The sequence below is a fragment of the Lentibacter algarum genome, from assembly GCF_040580765.1.
Lineage (GTDB): Bacteria > Pseudomonadota > Alphaproteobacteria > Rhodobacterales > Rhodobacteraceae > Lentibacter > Lentibacter algarum.
This window is the reverse complement of record NZ_CP158687.1, coordinates 1,594,448-1,612,181: the sequence shown is the minus strand read 5'-3', so window position 1 is coordinate 1,612,181 and position 17,734 is coordinate 1,594,448. Positions and strand designations below refer to the sequence as shown.

The 17,734-nt window shown below is 56.3% G+C and carries 17 protein-coding genes and 1 pseudogene; 11 read left to right on the top strand and 7 right to left on the bottom strand.

Annotated elements, in window-relative coordinates:
* Positions 1-6 precede the first annotated feature (6 nt).
* The gene (gene aroB / locus DSM117340_RS07845) at positions 7-1,122 is read right to left on the bottom strand and encodes a 3-dehydroquinate synthase (protein WP_089890736.1); all 1,116 of its coding nucleotides are present in this window, start codon (positions 1,120-1,122) and stop codon (positions 7-9) included.
* A pseudogene (locus DSM117340_RS07840) lies at positions 1,115-1,687 on the bottom strand (shikimate kinase); the annotation flags it as partial. The pseudogene DSM117340_RS07840 and the gene aroB, both read right to left, overlap by 8 nt.
* A gap of 118 nt (positions 1,688-1,805) precedes the next feature.
* On the opposite strand from DSM117340_RS07840, the gene DSM117340_RS07835 reads away from it, so the two are divergent.
* The 4 genes from DSM117340_RS07835 to DSM117340_RS07820 all read left to right on the top strand — a co-directional run bounded on the left by DSM117340_RS07835 (position 1,806) and on the right by DSM117340_RS07820 (position 5,792).
* Positions 1,806-1,955 (top strand): hypothetical protein, encoded by a 150-nt coding sequence (locus DSM117340_RS07835; protein ID WP_177170662.1) that lies wholly within the window; start codon positions 1,806-1,808, stop codon positions 1,953-1,955.
* A complete protein-coding gene (locus DSM117340_RS07830; protein ID WP_089890742.1) occupies positions 1,945-3,459 on the top strand; it encodes a hypothetical protein in 1,515 nt (504 codons plus the stop codon). Before DSM117340_RS07835 ends, DSM117340_RS07830 begins: the two co-directional genes overlap by 11 nt.
* Before the next feature lies 1 nt (position 3,460).
* Positions 3,461-4,381, top strand: coding sequence for a site-specific tyrosine recombinase XerD (locus DSM117340_RS07825; RefSeq protein WP_277017650.1), 921 nt, complete (start codon positions 3,461-3,463; stop codon positions 4,379-4,381).
* Between the two features lie 97 nt (positions 4,382-4,478).
* The gene (locus DSM117340_RS07820) at positions 4,479-5,792 is read left to right on the top strand and encodes an HlyC/CorC family transporter (RefSeq protein WP_089890750.1); all 1,314 of its coding nucleotides are present in this window, start codon (positions 4,479-4,481) and stop codon (positions 5,790-5,792) included.
* Positions 5,793-5,902: 110 nt separating this feature from the next.
* Here the strand turns inward: DSM117340_RS07820 and tyrS are convergent, their stop codons facing one another.
* Positions 5,903-7,156, bottom strand: coding sequence for a tyrosine--tRNA ligase (gene tyrS / locus DSM117340_RS07815; RefSeq protein WP_089891641.1), 1,254 nt, complete (start codon positions 7,154-7,156; stop codon positions 5,903-5,905).
* Positions 7,157-7,217: 61 nt separating this feature from the next.
* Between tyrS and DSM117340_RS07810 the strand changes: the two genes are divergently transcribed.
* The gene (locus DSM117340_RS07810; RefSeq protein WP_089890754.1) at positions 7,218-8,321 is read left to right on the top strand and encodes an anhydro-N-acetylmuramic acid kinase; all 1,104 of its coding nucleotides are present in this window, start codon (positions 7,218-7,220) and stop codon (positions 8,319-8,321) included.
* Here DSM117340_RS07810 and DSM117340_RS07805 read toward each other — a convergent pair.
* On the bottom strand, positions 8,318-9,283 hold the full coding sequence (locus DSM117340_RS07805; protein ID WP_089890757.1) for a radical SAM protein: 966 nt from the start codon (positions 9,281-9,283) through the stop codon (positions 8,318-8,320). The genes DSM117340_RS07810 and DSM117340_RS07805 overlap by 4 nt on opposite strands.
* Positions 9,284-9,426: 143 nt before the next feature.
* Between DSM117340_RS07805 and zwf the strand changes: the two genes are divergently transcribed.
* Genes zwf through pgi form a run of 3 tightly spaced genes read left to right on the top strand, consistent with a single transcriptional unit; the run spans position 9,427 to position 13,090 of the window.
* On the top strand, positions 9,427-10,881 hold the full coding sequence (gene zwf, locus DSM117340_RS07800) for a glucose-6-phosphate dehydrogenase (protein ID WP_089890762.1): 1,455 nt from the start codon (positions 9,427-9,429) through the stop codon (positions 10,879-10,881).
* Positions 10,878-11,552, top strand: a complete 675-nt coding sequence (gene pgl / locus DSM117340_RS07795; protein WP_089890765.1) for a 6-phosphogluconolactonase — start codon at positions 10,878-10,880, stop codon at positions 11,550-11,552. Before zwf ends, pgl begins: the two co-directional genes overlap by 4 nt.
* Positions 11,549-13,090 (top strand): glucose-6-phosphate isomerase, encoded by a 1,542-nt coding sequence (gene pgi / locus DSM117340_RS07790; RefSeq protein ID WP_089890768.1) that lies wholly within the window; start codon positions 11,549-11,551, stop codon positions 13,088-13,090. Before pgl ends, pgi begins: the two co-directional genes overlap by 4 nt.
* Here pgi and xth read toward each other — a convergent pair.
* A complete protein-coding gene (gene xth, locus DSM117340_RS07785) occupies positions 13,087-13,866 on the bottom strand; it encodes an exodeoxyribonuclease III (protein ID WP_089890771.1) in 780 nt (259 codons plus the stop codon). The two genes, pgi and xth, sit on opposite strands and share 4 nt — an antisense overlap.
* Before the next feature lie 274 nt (positions 13,867-14,140).
* On the opposite strand from xth, the gene DSM117340_RS07780 reads away from it, so the two are divergent.
* Both DSM117340_RS07780 and DSM117340_RS07775 read left to right on the top strand, forming a co-directional pair.
* Positions 14,141-14,425 (top strand): DUF6749 family protein, encoded by a 285-nt coding sequence (locus tag DSM117340_RS07780; protein ID WP_089890773.1) that lies wholly within the window; start codon positions 14,141-14,143, stop codon positions 14,423-14,425.
* A gap of 104 nt (positions 14,426-14,529) precedes the next feature.
* A complete protein-coding gene (locus tag DSM117340_RS07775; protein ID WP_089890775.1) occupies positions 14,530-15,588 on the top strand; it encodes a hypothetical protein in 1,059 nt (352 codons plus the stop codon).
* A 22-nt stretch (positions 15,589-15,610) separates the two neighbouring features.
* Here the strand turns inward: DSM117340_RS07775 and DSM117340_RS07770 are convergent, their stop codons facing one another.
* Complete coding sequence (locus DSM117340_RS07770; RefSeq protein ID WP_089890778.1) at positions 15,611-15,934, bottom strand: iron-sulfur cluster assembly accessory protein; 324 nt, start codon at positions 15,932-15,934, stop codon at positions 15,611-15,613.
* A gap of 90 nt (positions 15,935-16,024) precedes the next feature.
* Between DSM117340_RS07770 and DSM117340_RS07765 the strand changes: the two genes are divergently transcribed.
* Positions 16,025-17,185 carry a deoxyguanosinetriphosphate triphosphohydrolase gene (locus tag DSM117340_RS07765; protein WP_245724417.1) on the top strand — a complete coding sequence of 387 codons (1,161 nt, stop codon included), beginning with the start codon at positions 16,025-16,027 and terminating at the stop codon, positions 17,183-17,185.
* 3 nt (positions 17,186-17,188) lie between these two features.
* Here the strand turns inward: DSM117340_RS07765 and ssb are convergent, their stop codons facing one another.
* Positions 17,189-17,680, bottom strand: coding sequence for a single-stranded DNA-binding protein (gene ssb / locus DSM117340_RS07760; protein ID WP_089890780.1), 492 nt, complete (start codon positions 17,678-17,680; stop codon positions 17,189-17,191).
* Positions 17,681-17,734 lie beyond the last annotated feature (54 nt).

Below are 17,734 nucleotides of genomic sequence, written 5' to 3'. Positions count from 1 at the left end.
GGCGGCTTAAGCGCGCGATTGGAGTGCGTCGGTGAGCACAGCCGTGAGCACTTCTTTGGGGACATCTGAGGTTACAAACGCCTCACCGATGTCGCGAGCCATGATGAAGTTGAGCGTTCCTGCGCTGACTTTCTTGTCTTGCATCATGAGCGCGATCAGGCCGTCTGAATCGGGAAGTTGTCCTTCAATATCAGAAATATCAACCTTCATCTTCATGTCTTTTAAGTGCGCGCGGACGCGGCTGGGTGCTTCTTGGGAGCAGAGACCTAGACGCGCCGATGTTTCAAAGGCGAGCGCACAGCCGATCGCGACACCTTCTCCGTGCAGCAGCCGATCCGAATAGCCTGTGGCGGCTTCTAGGGCATGGCAGAACGTATGGCCGAGATTGAGCAGGGCGCGCTCACCTTGTTCTGTTTCGTCGCGTGAGACGATGCCAGCTTTCATGGCGACCGAGTGTTTGACCGCCGCAAGGCGCAGTGCTTCATCCCCTGCGGCAAGGGCGGGGCCATTTGCTTCGAGCCAGTCAAAGAAAGCGGCATCTCCGAGGAGGCCGTATTTGGCGACTTCGCCGTAGCCTGCGAGGAAGTCTCGCTCTGTAAGTGTGCCGAGCACCGAGATGTCGGCGAGCACGAGTGAGGGCTGGTGGAAGGCCCCGATGAGATTTTTTCCGTGGGGGGCGTTGATGCCTGTTTTGCCGCCCACCGAGCTGTCGACCTGCGCCAAGAGCGAAGTCGGGATTTGTACAAACCGCACGCCACGGCGCAGGATTGACGCGGCAAAGCCGACGAGATCGCCGATCACACCGCCGCCGAAGGCTATGACCACATCAGCGCGTTCGATCTGCTCTGAGAGGAGCCAGTGGACGACGTCTTGTAGGTGTGCCCAGCTCTTTGTGCTTTCGCCCTGGGGCAATGAGAGGTTTGAATGAGAAATTCCTTGAGCGTCCAATGACTTGGTGAGCGTATCTAGGTGAAGGCTGGCAACATGGGCGTCACTTACAATGGCTACTTTGGGCCGCTTGAGAAGCGGTGCAATATGGGCGCCTGCCTCGGACAGAAGTCCTGCGGCGAGCTTAACGTCATAGCTGCGCGTGCCGAGCGAGACGGGGACTGTTTCAATCATCTTGGCTCTCCATCACATCTTGGCGCTGGTGAAGCGCGGCCAGCACTTTATCTGCCATTTGGGCGATCGAATACTCTGGTTGAGCGGTGACCTTGATGTCTGCGCGGGCGTAGACGGGCGCGCGGACTTCAAATATCTCGGCCAAAGTTGCACGTGGGTTGGGCGTGCGCAGGAGCGGGCGCGTATCTTTGTGGCCCACACGGCTCCAGAGAAGATCAAGATCGGCTTCCAAAAAGACCGAGACGCCCAGATCGGAGATAAGGCTGCGGTTTTCTTCGGCAAGAAATGCGCCACCGCCTGTAGAGAGGATCGATTTTTCGTCAGCGTTGAGCAGACGACGGATCACTTCGGTTTCGCGCGCCCGAAAAAATGGCTCCCCATCGCGAGAGAAAATTTCGGGGATGCTCATGTTGGCAGCTTGAACGATTTCGGCGTCGGAATCCAGAAAAGGAGCCCCGATTTTGGCTGCTAGCGCGCGGCCAACAGCTGTTTTTCCAGCGCCCATCATTCCGACAAGAACGATGGTTTTGTTCAAGGTGTGGCGCATTGGCCTCCAGCTTTCAGCGGCCGCTCGTCGGCCATTGTTTGCAGTTTTGTTTTATTGTCTGCCTGAATGGCGTGATCTTTGCCGAAATGCCAGATATAAAGTGGAGCAAACGCGATAAAGCGAGGGCGGAGAGCATATGGGTAAACTTCTCAAATGGTTGTTTTATTTGATCATTCTGGGGTTTGTTGCGCTCTTGGTCTATGCCTATCTTGGGCCGATTTTTGATGCGGATTTTGCTCCAACCTCTGAAGAGATTCGCATTCCGGTGGAGCTGGATGCGAATTAAGCTGGCTTTCTGCCTGTTCTTGGGCGCATTGCCGCTCAAAGCGGAGGCGCCTCTGTCTGCGATTGAGTGGCTGACAGAAACCACCCCCGTGAGAATTGCGCCTGAAAATGTCACCGAGCCACCTGTGAGTGCGAGTGCGAGCGCGCCTGATGTCAGTGTGAAATCGATTGGCGAGGCAGGCGACATTGTGGCTGTGGGGCTTTTGGGCAGTGCGGTGACGGGTTTGCCAGAGTCACTTTGGGCGCGCAGTGACGCGGCAGACCTTACTCGTGCGATTGCGACAGCTGATTTTAGAAGCATAACGGCGTTGCAGCGGCTGCTTTATACTTTGTTGCTTGCGGAATCTGTGCCGCCAAAGGGGGCAAGCGCCGAAGCGTTTTTGACGACACGGGCGGATACGCTGCGCGCTTTTGGGGCCATCGAGCCCGCAGAGGCGCTTGTTGAGGGGTTGCCACTGGCCAGTCCTGAGCATTTTGCGCTTTGGTTTGACCTGACGCTTCTGGCGGGGCTTGAAGATAAGGCATGTACCTTGCTCAATGCCAAACGTGGACTCTCCAGTGACTATGCGGCGCAGATATTCTGTGCGCTGCGGGGAGAAGACTGGGAGGGTGCTGCGTTTTTGTTTGATACTGCGGATGCCTTAGGTTTGCTCAGCAACACAGAACGGCGGCTTTTGCTGGCGTTTTTAGATCCTGAATATGCGGAAGATGCGCCGAGTTTGGCGCCGCCGCGTGATATTAGCCCTCTTGAGTTTAGGCTCTATGAGGCAGTGGGCAATGCATTGCCGACGGCCAGCCTGCCTGTTGCGTTTGCGGTGACGGATTTGCGGGAGCTTGCGGGCTGGAAGGCACAGCTTGAGGCGGCAGAACGGCTGGTACGCAATGGCGCGTTGTCAGCGAATGTGCTGCTTGGGCTTTATACCGAGCGCAAGCCATCTGCTTCAGGTGGTGTCTGGGAACGGGCGCGCGCAGTTCAGCGTCTGGAAGCGGCTCTAGAAGACGGCACGCCAGATGTTTTGAGCGCGGCATTAGTTGCCGTACAGGACGAGCTAGGCGCGTACGGGCTGACGCCACTTTTGGCTGAGATTTATGTGCCCGAACTTGTTGGAGCGACACTGACACCGGAGGGCGAGCTTTTGCGCTTTCATCTGACATTGTTGAGCGCTGATTATGAAGCTGCGCGCCCGGCAGCAGATATGCAGAGTATGTTTTTGGCCAGTCTGGCCGTTGGTGCGCCAGAGGGCGCTGCCGCTCTTTCTGATCCGCTGGCCGTTGCGATAGAAGAGGGGTTTTCAACAGCGGAGGCGAGTGCTGCGCTGCGCGCTCTTTTGGATGAAGGCAAGTTGGGTGAGGCTATTTTATTCGCTTCCAAGCAGATGACGTCTGGGCTTGGCGGAGATTTGAGTGCGCTCAAGAGTGGAATCGCGGGCTTGCGCCAAATGGGGCTGGAAGACGTTGTGCGGCGCGCGAGCTTGCAGATGATGCTGATGAAGCGGCAGTTTTGAGATGCGTGACTGGCTGGGTATGTTCTTGGAGACAAAAGCCGCAGAAGCGGGCGCGGCCAAGAATACGCTTGAGGCTTATGCACGGGATTTGAACAGCTTTTTGGGCTGGTGTGGCCACAACGGGCATGCGCCTGAGCGCCTTGGGAAGCCCGATATCGAAGCCTATTTGATTGCCTGTGATGCCGAGGGGCTGGCCAAGTCGACTCGCGCGCGCAGGCTCTCGGCGATCAAACAGTATTACCGTTTTGCCTATGAAGAGCGCATTCGTGAGGATAACCCCGCTCTTGAGATCAGCGGGCCAGGGCGCAGCAAGGCTTTGCCGCAGGTGCTATCTGAGGATGAGGTCGGCCGTCTGTTGGAGAGTGCGGGGGCAGTTGGACGCGGCGCGCATGAGCGGCTGCGCAACCGATGTTTGATGGAGCTGCTCTATGCCACGGGAATGCGCGTCACTGAGCTTGTTAGCTTGCCTGTAGCAGCGGCGCGGGGCGATCCAAAGTATTTGCTGATTATGGGCAAAGGCGGCAAGGAGCGGATTGTGCCGCTTTCGCCCGACGCGCGCGCTTTGTTGCAGGAGTGGCTTGTGCGGCGCGATGCAGCCGAAGAGGGTGCGCGCGCTAAGGGGCAGGCTGTCTCGCGGTTTCTTTTTCCGACCCAAAGCAAGGCGGGGCATATGACGCGGCATCGCTTTTATCTTTTGATCAAGGAAATTGCTGTGGTGGCTGGGATAAGCCCTGCGAAAGTGAGCCCGCACAAGCTGCGCCACGCGTTTGCGACACATTTGTTAGCCAATGGCGCGGATTTACGAGCGATCCAGACGCTTCTGGGCCATGCGGATGTGGCGACGACCGAAATTTATACCCATGTTTTAGAAAAGCGGCTCGCAGATCTGGTGCTCAATCATCACCCGATGGCCAAAGACTGACGCGAACGGGCCGCAACTGGGCCGCAAAGCGTGCCTTGGCTCTTGAATTTCTGCCTGCAAAGGCTTCATAAGCAATGGACTTTATGTGGAGGGATCAATGGATCCGACTGTGGCCTCATCTGATGGGGCGTATTGGATAACGGCTGGGGCGATTGCCTTTTTGCTGGTTTTGTCTGGCTTTTTTTCAGGAAGCGAAACCGCTTTGACGGCGGCCTCGCGGGGCAAGCTGCGAAATCAAGCCGATAAGGGCAACTCAGGCGCCAAGCGCGCACTTGAGATCACCGAGGACAACGAGCGGCTGATCGGCTCTGTTCTTTTGGGCAACAACCTTGTGAATATTCTCGCAGCCTCGCTGGCGACCTCGCTTTTTACCGCCATTTTTGGCGAAAGTGGCGTGGCAATGGCGACTTTGGTCATGACGATGCTTGTTTTGGTGTTTGCCGAAGTGCTGCCCAAGACCTACGCGATCACCAATGCAGAGCGTGCTGCGGGTCTCGTGTCGGCGCCTATTCGGATCGTTGTTTTGGTATTCTCGCCTGTTGTGAGTGCTGTGCGTTGGTTCGTAAGGCTTTTGCTGCGTCTCTTCGGGATTCAGGCCGACCCTGATAGCCATATTCTTGCTGTGCGGGAAGAAATTGCAGGGGCGCTTTCGCTTGGGCATTCCGAAGGGATCGTTGAGAAGGAAGACCGTGACCGTATTCTGGGTGCGCTTGATTTGGCAGAGAGGGCCGTGGAGGAGATCATGCTTCATCGTTCCGGGATCGAGATGATCGATGCTGACCTTGAGCCGCAGGAAATTTTGGATCGTTGTTTGAGCAGCAATCACACACGCTTGCCCGTTTATCGCGGCGAGCAAGACAATATCATTGGTGTGATCCACGCCAAAGACCTCTTGCGCTCCATGCATAAGCACATGGTGGCTGCAGGAACCGTTGAGGCGGCGTTTAACGGGTTTGATATCGCTGAAGTGGCTATGGAGCCGTACTTTGTACCTGAAACGACAACTCTCGATGAACAAATGCGCCAGTTCTTGCGCCGCCGTACGCATTTTGCACTGGTGGTGGATGAGTACGGGGTCCTGCAGGGATTGATCACGCTAGAAGACATCTTGGAAGAGATTGTGGGCGAGATCACCGATGAGCATGACCCCGCCGCCGAACACTCGGTGACCAAGGGCGAGGACGGGGTGTTTTATGTGGACGGTGCGATGACCATTCGCGACTTCAACCGCGCGACGGACTGGTCTCTGCCGGATGAGGACGCCAACACTGTCGCGGGGCTTGTGATCCATGAGGCTCAGATGATCCCTGAAGTGGGGCAGGTCTTTGCCTTTCACGGCTTCCGCTTTACGGTTCAGGAACGTGCGGACAATCGGATCACCAAGTTCAAGATCCGTCCGCTTTCGTCATAAAATCAGGGATTTCGGCTTGCGCCGACCCGTGGGGGGCTCTGCCCCCCAACTTCAAACGTCTTAAGACATTTGAAGTCTCCCCCCGAGATATTTCAGGAAAGAGGAAGGGCTTAGCCCTCGAGCTTGACCAGTGCGTGGCGCTTTTTGCCGGCTGTGAGCTTGAGCGTCGCGGCAATGTCTTCCGCTGAGAACATTTGGCCTGCCTCTGTCACTGCTTCGTCGTTGACACGTGCACCGCCCTCGGAAATAAGCCGCTTTGCCTCTTTGCCAGACCCAACAAGGCCCGCGCGCACAAAGAGTTGTGCGGCAGAGATGCCGTCTTGAACATCAGCGGCGGGCAGCGCCACAGTGGTGAGCTCTTCGCCGACACCGCCGCGCTCAAAGACTTCGCGGGCTGTAGCCTCGGCAGCCTCAGCCGCAGCGCGTCCGTGGCAGAGCGTTGTCACTTCATTTGCGAGGACGATCTTGGCATCGTTGATCGCGGAGCCTTCCAGTGCGCCGAGGCGCTCGCATTCGGCGATGGGCAGCTCTGTGTAGAGTTTAAGGAAGCGGGCGACATCGGCATCTGTCGTGTTGCGCCAGAACTGCCAGAACTCATAGGGGCTGCGCATGTCGGCGTTGAGCCAGACCGCGCCATCAGCGGATTTGCCCATCTTTTTGCCATCAGATGTGGTCAGAAGGGGCGATGTCAGGCCATATATTTCGGTCCCGATCACGCGGCGCGTGAGGTCGATCCCGTTAACGATATTGCCCCATTGATCGGAACCACCCATCTGAAGAGCACAGCCGTAACGGCGATTTAGTTCAAGAAAGTCATAGGCTTGCAAGATCATGTAGTTGAATTCGAGAAAGCTCAGGCTCTGCTCGCGGTCGATGCGGCTCTTGACGCTTTCAAAGGCGAGCATACGGTTCACCGAGAAGTGGCGACCGATGTCGCGCAGAAACTCAAGGTAATTCAGGCCATCCAGCCACTCGGCATTGTTGAGCATGAGCGCGCCAGTGTCGCTCTCGTTGTAGTCGACGTATTTGGCGAAGACCTGTTTGATTCCGTCGATGTTGTCGTTGATTTGTGCATCGGTCAGGAGCGGGCGCTCGTCGGCGCGAAAGGATGGATCGCCCACCTTTGTGGTTCCGCCGCCCATCAACGTTATTGGCTTATGGCCTGTTTTTTGCAGCCAGCGCAACATCATGATCTGGATCAGCGAACCCACATGCAGCGACTTGGCCGTGGCATCAAAGCCGATATAGGCTGGGACAATACCCGCAACCATGGCCTCATCAAGGCCCTGATAATCGGTGCAATCGGCCAGAAAGCCGCGCTCCATCATGACACGCATGAATTCCGATTTTGGGTGATAGGTCATTTTGATATTCCTTGGCTGCTTTGGCGCTTGTATAGAGCGCTCATGGGCGAAGGAAAAGACCATGATTAAGGGCATTCAGGCGGGCACAGGTTTGCGCGCGATTGGCGCTATGAGCGGCACGTCTCTGGACGGGGTTGATGTGGCTGAAGTCATAACGGACGGTCAGGAGATCTTTGGCTTTGGTGCGACGGGATATCGGAGCTACAGCCCTGAAGAGCATCGTGTTTTGCGCGAGGCGTTGGGCAAATGGCATGAAGATGCGGGGCTAGAGGCGGCGTTTGAGATTGTGCAGCGAGCACATTCGGAGGCTTTGAGCGGTACGGACGCTGAGCTTGTCGGCTTTCACGGACAGACGCTGGCGCATGAGCCGCGTGGGCGGGGCACGCACCAGATGGGCGATGGTGCGGCGCTGGCGGAGGCTTTGGGGAAGACGGTTGTTTGGGATTTTCGCTCCTCGGACGTTGAATTGGGCGGGGAGGGCGCGCCGCTCGCGCCATTTTTCCATCACGCTTGTGCGCGGTATTTAGGGTATGAGGCACCTGTCGCGTTTCTCAATCTTGGCGGCGTGGGCAACATCACTTTTGTCGATCCGCGCATTGAAAAGCCTGAGGCAGAGGGGGCTGTGCTTGCTTTTGACACAGGGCCCGCAAATGCGCCTATCAATGATTTGTGCAATGAGCGGCTTGGCACGCCTTATGACGAAGGTGGGGCACTGGCGCGCAAGGGAACTGTCGAGACGGGAGCTCTCGAGCTGTTTCTTGCCGATCCGTATTTTTATCGCATGCCGCCAAAGTCGCTTGATCGTGACGCTTTTGCCGAGATGCGCGAACTCGTGTTGGAATTGTCGGACGCCGACGCGGCGGCGACCCTGACAGGTATGGCTGCAGCGTCTGTTTTGCAGGCGATGGACCATGCGCCCGAAGCGCCCTCTGAGGTTTTGGTGACGGGCGGCGGGCGCCTGAACCCCATAATGATGGAAATGCTCGCGGCAGCGCTGGATTGCCCTGTTCGCAATATTGACGAGACGGGGCTTAACGGCGACATGCTGGAAGCGCAGGCTTTTGGGTATCTTGCGGTGCGCGTGGCGCGTGGGCTGCCCACGTCTTGCCAGAGCACAACGGGTGTGCGCGCGGCTGTGGGTGGCGGGATTGTGAGCACGCCCTAGGCCGAACAGGAGGCTCCACCCAGCACGCAGAACTTGGCGCAATGAGGGTGATTGAGTTGTACGGGGCCGCTGGCCGCTTCAAGCGTGCTTCCCAATTCGAACTCGGGGGCATAGGCAAGAAGCGTGCAAGCGAGCACCGCGGGTACGTCAGCGCCCTTGCGTTTCACCACCATACGCGAGGAGGCACACATCACATCTTCGGGTGATTTGTTCAGGATACTCCAGCACTCTGTTGTGATCTCAGGGACTTCAACATTCATGTCCATTTCAGGGAAAAGAACTGTTTTACCAGGAGCTTGGGCGTCAATGTTGAAGGAGTGCTCGCCGTAAAGGGCAGCGTAGCCTGCGCGGGCCTCTTCTTCGTTTTCGTGAAAGGCGATGCGGCCAGCGACCGCCATGTTGAAGCCGTGATCGCGCAGCCAGATCATACCTTCAAGCGTGCGTTTGAACGCGCCTTTGCCGCGCTCGGCGTCATGCAACTTGGCGGACCAGTGATCAACCGAGATACGGAATGTCATTTTGTTGCGATATTGTTCTGCAAGCTTAAGGAGGCCCGCTTGAACGGATTTGCGCATCATCGGGCGCATGGCGTTTGTGAGCACGAGAACTTCAAAACCAGCCTCAAGCGCCGCTTCCATCATACCGATCATCTCGGGGTTCATGAAAGGCTCGCCGCCCGTGAAGGCGATCTCTGTGATCGGCCAGCCAAGTGTTTTGATTTCTTCAAGATAAGGCTCGACCTCTGCGCGGGTCATGTAGACGAGGGCGTCGTTGGTGGGAGAGCTTTCGATATAGCAATTTGCGCAGGTGATGTTGCAGAGTGTACCTGTGTTGAACCAGAGCGTCTCCGGCTTGGTCAGCGCCACGGAGGCGCGCGCCTCGCCTTTGGCTGTCACGTGGGGGTCTTGGAATTTTCCCAAGTTGGCTTGTTGTGTATTGGCCTGAGCTGCGAAGTCTTCCATGCGAAACCTAACGTATTTTCTGTGTTCTCTGTGGCTACCCCAAGGCGTCTGCGCAAAAAAGGGCGGATGTTGGGGCGCACGCCATTGTGAACGCGCGTAAGCCTGTTATCCTCCGAGCCAAGAAGTATTCACAAGGCTATCTTATGGTATCGCGCGTCATTCCTGTTGATGATTTTGATCTGGTGATCTTTGGCGCAACGGGGGATCTTGCGCGCCGTAAGATTTTGCCCAGCCTGTTTCGCCGTTTTCATGCGGGGCAGATGCCTGATCAGGCGCGTGTGATTGGCGCGGCGCGGTCAGACCATGACGAAGCAAGCTTTCGGGCGTTTGTTTTAGAGGCACTTAAGGAATTTGCACGCGTCAAGGGGGCCAAAGCCTCCGACTATAAAGCATTTGTTGCGCGGCTTGATTATGTGACATTGGATGCACGCGGCAGTGAGGGGTGGGAAGCCCTCAAGGCGCTGTGCGCGCGTGGTGCAACTCGTGCGTTTTACTTTTCGGTCGGACCGAGCCTCTTTGAGGATCTCGCCAAGCGCCTGCACAAATACGGGCTGGCGGGGGAAGAAACCCGTATCGTTGTTGAAAAACCGTTTGGCCGTGATCTGGCAAGCGCCAAGGCCCTCAACGCGGCCTTGGCGAGGCATTTTGATGAAAGCCAGATTTACCGAATTGATCATTATCTTGGCAAAGAGACCGTTCAGAACCTCATGGCCGTCCGGTTCGGGAATATGTTGTTTGAGCCGCTCTGGAACAGCCAGTATATCGACCACATTCAAGTGACAGTGGCCGAAACTGTCGGGGTAGCAGGGCGGGGCGAATACTATGACCGCTCGGGCGCGATGCGCGACATGGTGCAAAACCATTTGATGCAGCTTTTGTGCCTGATCGCGATGGAGCCGCCTGCGCGGTTTGAGCCTGATGCGGTTCGCGACGAGAAGCTCAAGGTCATTCGGGCGCTCGAGCCTGTTGGGCCTAAGGATTACGTGCGCGGGCAGTATGGCGGGGATGAGGACCATGCGAGCTATTTTGACGATGTGGGCGATGAGGACAGCACAACCGAGAGCTTTATTGCGCTCAAGGCCCATATCTCAAACTGGCGATGGGCGGGCACGCCGTTTTATCTTCGGACAGGGAAGCGACTTAAGAACCGCGCGAGCGAGATTGCCGTTGTTTTCAAGGATACGCCGCATAACATCTTTGGAGATGATGCAGGGCGTCACCGCAATATATTGAGCATTCGATTGCAGCCCAATGAGGGCATCGAGCTTGGTGTGACGATCAAGGAACCAGGGCCAGGCGGTATGCGGCTGATCGATGTGCCACTGGACATGAGCTTTGCCGAGGCCCTTGGGCCTGACGGCGAGGATGTCCCTGACGCGTATGAACGGCTGATTATGGATGTGATCCGTGGCAACCAGACACTCTTTATGCGCGATGACGAGGTCGAGGCGGCATGGCGTTGGACCGATCCGATTATTGCGGGCTGGGAGGAGCGGCGCGAGGCTCCGCTGCCCTATGAGCCTGATAGTGCAGGGCCTGATGATGCGCTGATGTTGATGCACCGTGACGGGCGCCGCTGGAGGGAGATTAAGGAATGATCTTAGAAACTTACCCCGATGATGACCTGCTCTTTATGGGCGTGGCTAATCTGCTTGCTGGTGAGCTTGAGAATGTGCTCCTACATGAAGAGCGAGCGAGCTTTGTTGTGCCAGGTGGCAGCACGCCGGGGCCGATTTTTGATGCGCTTTGTGCGGCGGATATAGACTGGTCGCGCGTTGATGTGATGTTGTCGGACGAGCGCTGGCGGCCAGAGGTGCATGTGCGTTCCAACGCGCGTCTGATCCGTGAGCGGCTGTTGCAGGGACGTGCGGCATCGGCTGTCTTTCATCCATATTACACTGGAGCAGCCCGCCCAGACGAAACATTGGCCGAGGTGGAAAGCACTATTTTGCCCTGCCTGCCGATCTCTGTTTTGTTGCTTGGGATGGGCGCGGATATGCATACGGCCTCTCTTTTTCCGCGCGCCAAGGGCCTTTGTGAAGCGCTCAGTGACCAGACGACCGCTCTTCTCACCCCAATTGAGGCTGAAGGCGAACCTGAGCCGCGTGTGACATTGACGGCCAATGTTCTGAACGGCGCTTTGAGAAAGCACCTTGTTATTATTGGTGCCGATAAGCGCGCGGCTTTGGAACGAGCGGCGACCTTGCCGCCTGAAAAGGCACCGGTGAATGCAATACTTGAGGGCACGACTGTGCATTGGGCGCCATGAATGCGGCGCAGGTTGCGGCAGAATGGGCGCGTGTCTTTACGTTAGGCAAGGCACGCGGCAAGATTGCCGAGCTGTTTGAGGGGGATAGAAGCCGTGCTCAACGGATGAGCCGCCGCGCGTGTGGAATGCTCTATGACTTTTCTAAAACGGCGCTGACTGAGGAGAGCTTTGCGGCGCTGATTGACTTGGCAGAGGCGGCAGACGTTACAGCTGCACGTGACGCAATGTTTGCGGGTGAAAAGATCAACACAACCGAAGGCCGTGCTGTTTTGCATACTGCGTTGCGTGCGGGGCCTGACGCTGTGATTGAGGTGGATGGCGTCGATGTGATGCCCGAGGTGCGCGCCACACTGGCGCGGATGGCTGATTTTGCCCGCGAGGTGCGCGCAGGAGAGTTTACGGATGTAGTGAACATCGGGATTGGCGGTTCTGATCTTGGGCCTGCGATGGCTTCGCTGGCGCTTGCACCATATAGTGATGGGCCGCGGCTGCATTTTGTCTCCAATATTGATGGAGCGCATATTCATGATGTTTTAAAGGGGCTGAATGCGGCGACAACACTTGTTCTGGTGGCCTCAAAGACGTTTACGACCATCGAAACAATGACGAACGCGGAGACAGCGCGGCGCTGGATGGCGAAGAGCGTGGCAGAACCTGCGGCTCATTTTGTAGCGATTTCGAGCGCAGAAGATAAAGCGGCCGCCTTTGGCATTCCGGCTGGGCGGGTGTTTGGCTTTGAAGACTGGGTGGGTGGACGCTATTCGGTGTGGGGACCGATTGGCTTGAGCCTGATGCTGGCCATTGGACCTGAGGATTTTGCCATGTTTCTGGCGGGGGCTGCCGAAATGGACGCGCATTTTGCCCAAGCGCCGCTAACGGATAACTTGCCTGTAATCCATGCGCTTGTCGGGCTTTGGCACCATCAGGTGTGTGGTTATAAAACCCGCGCTGTGCTGCCGTATGACCAACGGCTTTCACGGCTGCCTGCCTATTTGCAACAGCTTGAAATGGAGAGTAATGGCAAGCGCGTGAGCAAGACGGGGGAGGCGCTCTCCTTTGGCTCTGGGCCGATTGTCTGGGGCGAACCCGGCACAAACGGACAACACGCATTTTACCAGCTTTTACATCAAGGTACGCAGATTGTACCTGCGGAGTTTTTGGTGGCAATGCAGGGCCATGAGGCTGAACTTGCCCATCATCATGCCCTTTTGGTGGCCAATTGCTTCGCACAGTCACAAGCTCTGATGCTTGGGCGAGACCATGACCAGCCACAACGCGTCTTCGAGGGCAATCGACCCTCTGTGACGATGGCTTATGAAAAGCTTACCCCTCTGATGCTAGGACGTATTATTGCGCTTTATGAGCATCGTGTTTTTGTTGAGGGAGCAATCCTCGGGATCAATTCTTTTGACCAGTTTGGTGTAGAGCTTGGTAAGGCGTTGGCCATGGCTTTGCAGCCTTTGCTCGAGGGCGCTGAGGCAGAGATTGACAGCTCGACGGCGCAGCTTGTGGCGTTTTACCGTGAGAGTCTCACTTAAAGATCAAGCTCAAGCCAGACGGGCACATGGTCTGACGGTTTTTCGCGGCCGCGCAGTTCGGCTTGAATTTCGCATTTGACCATGAGGTCGGCGCATTCGGGACTGAGCAGAAAATGGTCGATGCGGATGCCGTTGTTGCGCTGCCACGCGCCTGCTTGGTAATCCCAGAAAGAGTAATGTCCACCACCTTGGGTTTGAACGCGGAAGGCCTCAGTGAGGCCAAGGGCGAGCAGCTGGCGAAAGGCTTCGCGGCTCTGGGGCAGGGCGAGCGCGTCTTCGCGCCAGCTTTCAGGTTTGGCGGCATCCTCGTCTTGCGGGATCACATTGTAATCACCTGCCATGAAAAAGGGCTCTTCTTGCGCGAGCAGCTCTTCGGCGCGCTTTTGGAGGCGCTTCATCCACGCGAGTTTGTAGTCATATTTTGGGCCTGGAACAGGGTTCCCATTTGGCAAATAGAGGCCACAGATGCGCAGGGCTTTCTTACCGATCACTGTCGCTTCGATATAGCGGGCCTGTTCATCTTCGGGATCGCCGGGGAGACCACGCGTGATGTCTTCGAGCGGAAGCTTTGAGATCAGCGCGACACCGTTGAAGGACTTTTGGCCGTGGGTTTCGACCTGATAGCCGAGCGCTTCAATCTCGTCACGGGGGAAAGCCTCATCGACAGATTTGATCTCTTGGAGGATCGCCACATCGGGGGCGTCGTCCTTGAGCCACGTCAGGAGGGTGTCGATACGGGCTTTGACACCGTTGATGTTGAAGGTCGCGAATTTCATGAGGTCTGCCTGCTCTTGTGATGGCCTAGGTGTAGCCGAAGAATCACCGCGCCGCCAGAGCCACGGTGGGCGAAAATACGGAGCGGTTTTGAAGCTGTGGAAGCAAAGAAAAATCGTCTGTTCAGCCTTTATGGTGGGGCTTTTGGAAGTATTTATGGCTTAAAAACAGGTATTTATGATGCGGTCTTAATAACAACCTAAAGTAGATTTAAATATCTTGATAAACAACCAAAGGTAGTTAATGCTGAACCTATGACAACCTGGAGGGAACCAAATGTCTGCACTTCGTAAAACAACCACACTGCAATCTGACGTAACTGAAGCGAGCATCTTTGATGGTGCGGGGACAGAAATGACGATCTGCTGCTCTGAGCCACGTGGCACAGATGCAATGACAGGCGATGCTACAGGCACGTATATTTGTTGTTCGGATCCTGCGGGCTCAGATGCTCTGATGGGCGATGCAACTGGCGCCTATATTTGCTGCTCAGACCCGTCAGGCTCGGATGCGATGACTGGGGAAGCTGTAGAGCTCTTTATCTGCTGCTCTGACAACTGAGACCAAAGTGCTTGGGCGAGTGGCTTTGCGCCATGCGCCCACGCTCTCCTCGGCGGGAGAACATGCGCCTCCCGCCTACTCTTAAAGACAAATGAGGCAGATCAATGGGCGACGTCATTAGCTTTGATTTTGCAAAGCCGCAGCTTGATGAGGGGAGCCAGCAAAGTGCGCTCGCGCAGTGCTTTGCCCGTCATCGTCGTATTGGGGATGACGTATTCTGGCTTAAGGAAAACGCCGAATTTCTGAATGTTCATGAAACATCTGGCAAGCGGCTCACTGCGCAGGCTTTGAGTGCATATGAAGTATTTTACCATGATGTTGAAAACCGCCTCAGGTTTTTCCCCCAATACTATCGGTTTTTGCTTTCGATCACGCTTGATCTTGAGGCGCTTGGCTTTGAGGGGGAGAAGGGACCAGCGCTTTGTGCTTGGACCCATGAGGCGCAGCTCGTGGATGCGGAGCTGAGTGATTTGCAGCGTGCCGAGGCAGCGCGGCTTTTGGCGCGTGGTGGAATTGGCGAGATGAAATTGGACGAGGCTTTGAGTGCGCGGCTACGCCGCTTTATCTCTCACAGCGCAACATTTTCATTGCCCAACAAAAAGGCAGCTTACGAGCTGACCCATATTGTCTTTTATCTGAGCGACTATGGCCGACGCGACCCAGATATCGGTGCGGAGGCCGTACGCAGCCTGATGTTTGCTGGTACGCTTGCTTTGATTGATGAAAATGCCGATCTGCTGGCAGAGGTCTGTCTAGCGCTACGTGCGGCGCGCCAGACCGTGCCCGAAATGTGGGAAGATTGGGTGCACGCTGTCTCTGCGCAGTTCCAAGTCATTGCTGAAACAAGCCCCCCGATTGACGACTATCATGAATACCTGACGTGTAACTGGCTCGCTATGGCAACTGGGCGTGATAGTTTTGTGCAGGATTTATCACCAGAGCGGATGCTTTTCCGCAAGTCCCGTGGCCATAGGGGCGTTTTGCGTGCGCTCTCGGAGCATCTTTATCACCTCGCAGACCGCCGTGTTGAGGATTGGGCCACAATGCGGCGCGAGCTTGAAGGCCAGCTTGCGCATGAAGCCTATGCTCATCTTTTATCGGCGGAGGCCGCTTATCCAGAGTTTGGCCAGTTTTTTGCGCATTTTGCCCGCGCAGGGAGCTAAGCTCTTGGCGCTAAGCTAAGTTTTACATCGAGAAAGAAACGCCACAGCCACAAGAGCTTGACGCATTCGGATTTTCGATGACAAAGCGTGCTCCGATAAGCTCTTCGACATAGTCGATCTTGGCCCCCGTCAGAAAGGGTTGGCTGACTTCGTCGATCACCACTTTTTCGCCGGCCCCTTCAAGCACGAGGTCGTCGGCGGCTGGATCGTCAAGTTTGATCTCATATTGAAAGCCCGAGCAGCCACCGCCTTCGACGGCCACGCGCAGGGCTTTGCCCTCTTTGCTCGCGCCGATAACGGCGAGTTGTTCAAAGGCTTTCGGAGTGACGGAGGGGGGGACGAACATGTGCTCGGATCCTTGCGGGCTAGCGGGTTTACCTAATGGCTTGATGCAATATATATGGGGCGAAATCACTGGCGGCAAGGATGAGACGAGATGCAATTTGAGATGGCCTCCTTTGCCAGCCGACCACAAGACACGCGCGGGCGGCTTTATCCCGAGGGAGAGAGTGCTTTTCGCAGTTGTTTTCAGCGGGATCGAGACAGGATCATCCATTCCAGTGCGTTTCGCCGTTTGAAACACAAGACGCAGGTTTTTCTGGAACACGAGGGCGATTATTATCGCACGCGTCTGACACATTCTATTGAAGTGGCACAGGTGGCGCGCACGATCTGCGGCGCGCTTGGGCTCAATTCGGAACTCACCGAGGCAGTCGCACTGGCGCATGACTTGGGCCACACTCCTTTTGGCCATACTGGCGAGGACGCGCTTGACGCTTTGATGCAGCCTTTTGGCGGGTTTGATCACAATGCTCAGGCGATCCGCATTGTGACATCCCTTGAGCGCCATTATGCAGAGTGGGACGGGCTAAACCTGACTTGGGAGTGCCTTGAAGGGATCGCAAAGCATAATGGCCCCGTTCTTGAGCCCGTGCCTTACGCTTTGGCGGGCTACAATGCTGTGCATGATCTTGAGCTGCACACACATGCGAGTGCAGAGGCACAAGTCGCGGCACTCGCAGATGATATTGCCTATAATCACCATGATATTCACGACGGCCTGCGCGCAGGTCTGTTTGAGGTTGAGGATCTGCTCGACCTTCCGATTGTGGGGGCTTGCTTTGGCGAGGTGGACGCGCGCTATCCTTCGCTTGAGCCCGCGCGGCGCCAACATGAGGCACTGCGGCGCTTCTTTGGGGTGCTCGTGGAAGATGTCATTGCAACAAGCCGAGCGATTGCGTCAGAGGTTGCGGCTGAGAGTGCGCGTGATGTGCGCCAGGCAGGGCGGCCTTTGGTTCAGTTCTCGCCAGAGCTTTGGGCTGATTTGAAGCTGGTGCGCGCATTTTTGTTTGAACGGATGTATCGCGCTCCGACTGTTGTGATTATGCGGGCGCGGGCGTCTCTGATTGTTGAGGGCTTATTTGAAGGTTATCTCGCAACGCCAGAGGTTTTGCCAGAGGAGTGGCATGAGGCGCTCAACGATGCATTGGGGGACCGCACAGCGACAGCGCGGATTGTGTCCGATTACCTGAGCGGCATGACCGATCGGTTTGCCACTCAGGAATATCAGCGTCTAATCGGGGCTTTGCCCGAGTAGCTTTTAGAAAGGGATTTCGTCGTCAAAATCAGAGTTGTTGCCCATTTGCTGTGGCTCTGACGGACCGCCAAAACGATCTTCCTGACCGCCGCCGTAGTTGCCGCCGCCCATCGAGCCACCGCCGCCGCCATTGCCGCCATCGTTGCGACCATCCAGCATTGTCAGCGTTCCATCATAGCCTTGCAGAACAACCTCTGTGCTGTAGCGGTCTGCGCCTGACTGGTCCTGCCACTTGCGGGTTTGCAGCTTGCCTTCGATATAGACTTTGGAACCTTTGCGCAGATATTGCTCAGCAATACGGGCCAGGGGCTCTGAGAAAATAGAAACCGAGTGCCATTCTGTTTTCTCGCGGCGTTCGCCTGTGGCCTTGTCTTTCCAGTTCTCGGATGTCGCGATGCGCAGGTTGCACACTTTGCCGCCGTTCTGAAAAGTACGCACTTCCGGGTCGCGTCCCAAGTTACCGATGAGTATGACCTTGTTTACCGAGCCTGCCATGATGCGCCTTTCTGAGAATCTATCTGGTGTTTGACAGAGCTTACACCACCACGG

What these genes read in the sequence shown, in the direction of transcription:
- DSM117340_RS07805 (WP_089890757.1), bottom strand. Translation starts at nt 9,283, where the DNA reads ATGGAAGACTTCGCAGCTCAGGCCAATACACAACAAGCCAACTTGGGA.
- DSM117340_RS07835 (WP_177170662.1), top strand. Translation starts at nt 1,806, where the DNA reads ATGGGTAAACTTCTCAAATGGTTGTTTTATTTGATCATTCTGGGGTTT.
- pgi (WP_089890768.1), top strand. Translation starts at nt 11,549, where the DNA reads ATGAATGCGGCGCAGGTTGCGGCAGAATGGGCGCGTGTCTTTACGTTA.
- pgl (WP_089890765.1), top strand. Translation starts at nt 10,878, where the DNA reads ATGATCTTAGAAACTTACCCCGATGATGACCTGCTCTTTATGGGCGTG.
- aroB (WP_089890736.1), bottom strand. Translation starts at nt 1,122, where the DNA reads ATGATTGAAACAGTCCCCGTCTCGCTCGGCACGCGCAGCTATGACGTT.
- DSM117340_RS07810 (WP_089890754.1), top strand. Translation starts at nt 7,218, where the DNA reads ATGATTAAGGGCATTCAGGCGGGCACAGGTTTGCGCGCGATTGGCGCT.
- DSM117340_RS07780 (WP_089890773.1), top strand. Translation starts at nt 14,141, where the DNA reads ATGTCTGCACTTCGTAAAACAACCACACTGCAATCTGACGTAACTGAA.
- xth (WP_089890771.1), bottom strand. Translation starts at nt 13,866, where the DNA reads ATGAAATTCGCGACCTTCAACATCAACGGTGTCAAAGCCCGTATCGAC.
- DSM117340_RS07830 (WP_089890742.1), top strand. Translation starts at nt 1,945, where the DNA reads ATGCGAATTAAGCTGGCTTTCTGCCTGTTCTTGGGCGCATTGCCGCTC.
- ssb (WP_089890780.1), bottom strand. Translation starts at nt 17,680, where the DNA reads ATGGCAGGCTCGGTAAACAAGGTCATACTCATCGGTAACTTGGGACGC.
- DSM117340_RS07820 (WP_089890750.1), top strand. Translation starts at nt 4,479, where the DNA reads ATGGATCCGACTGTGGCCTCATCTGATGGGGCGTATTGGATAACGGCT.
- DSM117340_RS07775 (WP_089890775.1), top strand. Translation starts at nt 14,530, where the DNA reads ATGGGCGACGTCATTAGCTTTGATTTTGCAAAGCCGCAGCTTGATGAG.
- DSM117340_RS07765 (WP_245724417.1), top strand. Translation starts at nt 16,025, where the DNA reads ATGCAATTTGAGATGGCCTCCTTTGCCAGCCGACCACAAGACACGCGC.
- tyrS (WP_089891641.1), bottom strand. Translation starts at nt 7,156, where the DNA reads ATGACCTATCACCCAAAATCGGAATTCATGCGTGTCATGATGGAGCGC.
- DSM117340_RS07825 (WP_277017650.1), top strand. Translation starts at nt 3,461, where the DNA reads ATGCGTGACTGGCTGGGTATGTTCTTGGAGACAAAAGCCGCAGAAGCG.
- DSM117340_RS07770 (WP_089890778.1), bottom strand. Translation starts at nt 15,934, where the DNA reads ATGTTCGTCCCCCCCTCCGTCACTCCGAAAGCCTTTGAACAACTCGCC.
- zwf (WP_089890762.1), top strand. Translation starts at nt 9,427, where the DNA reads ATGGTATCGCGCGTCATTCCTGTTGATGATTTTGATCTGGTGATCTTT.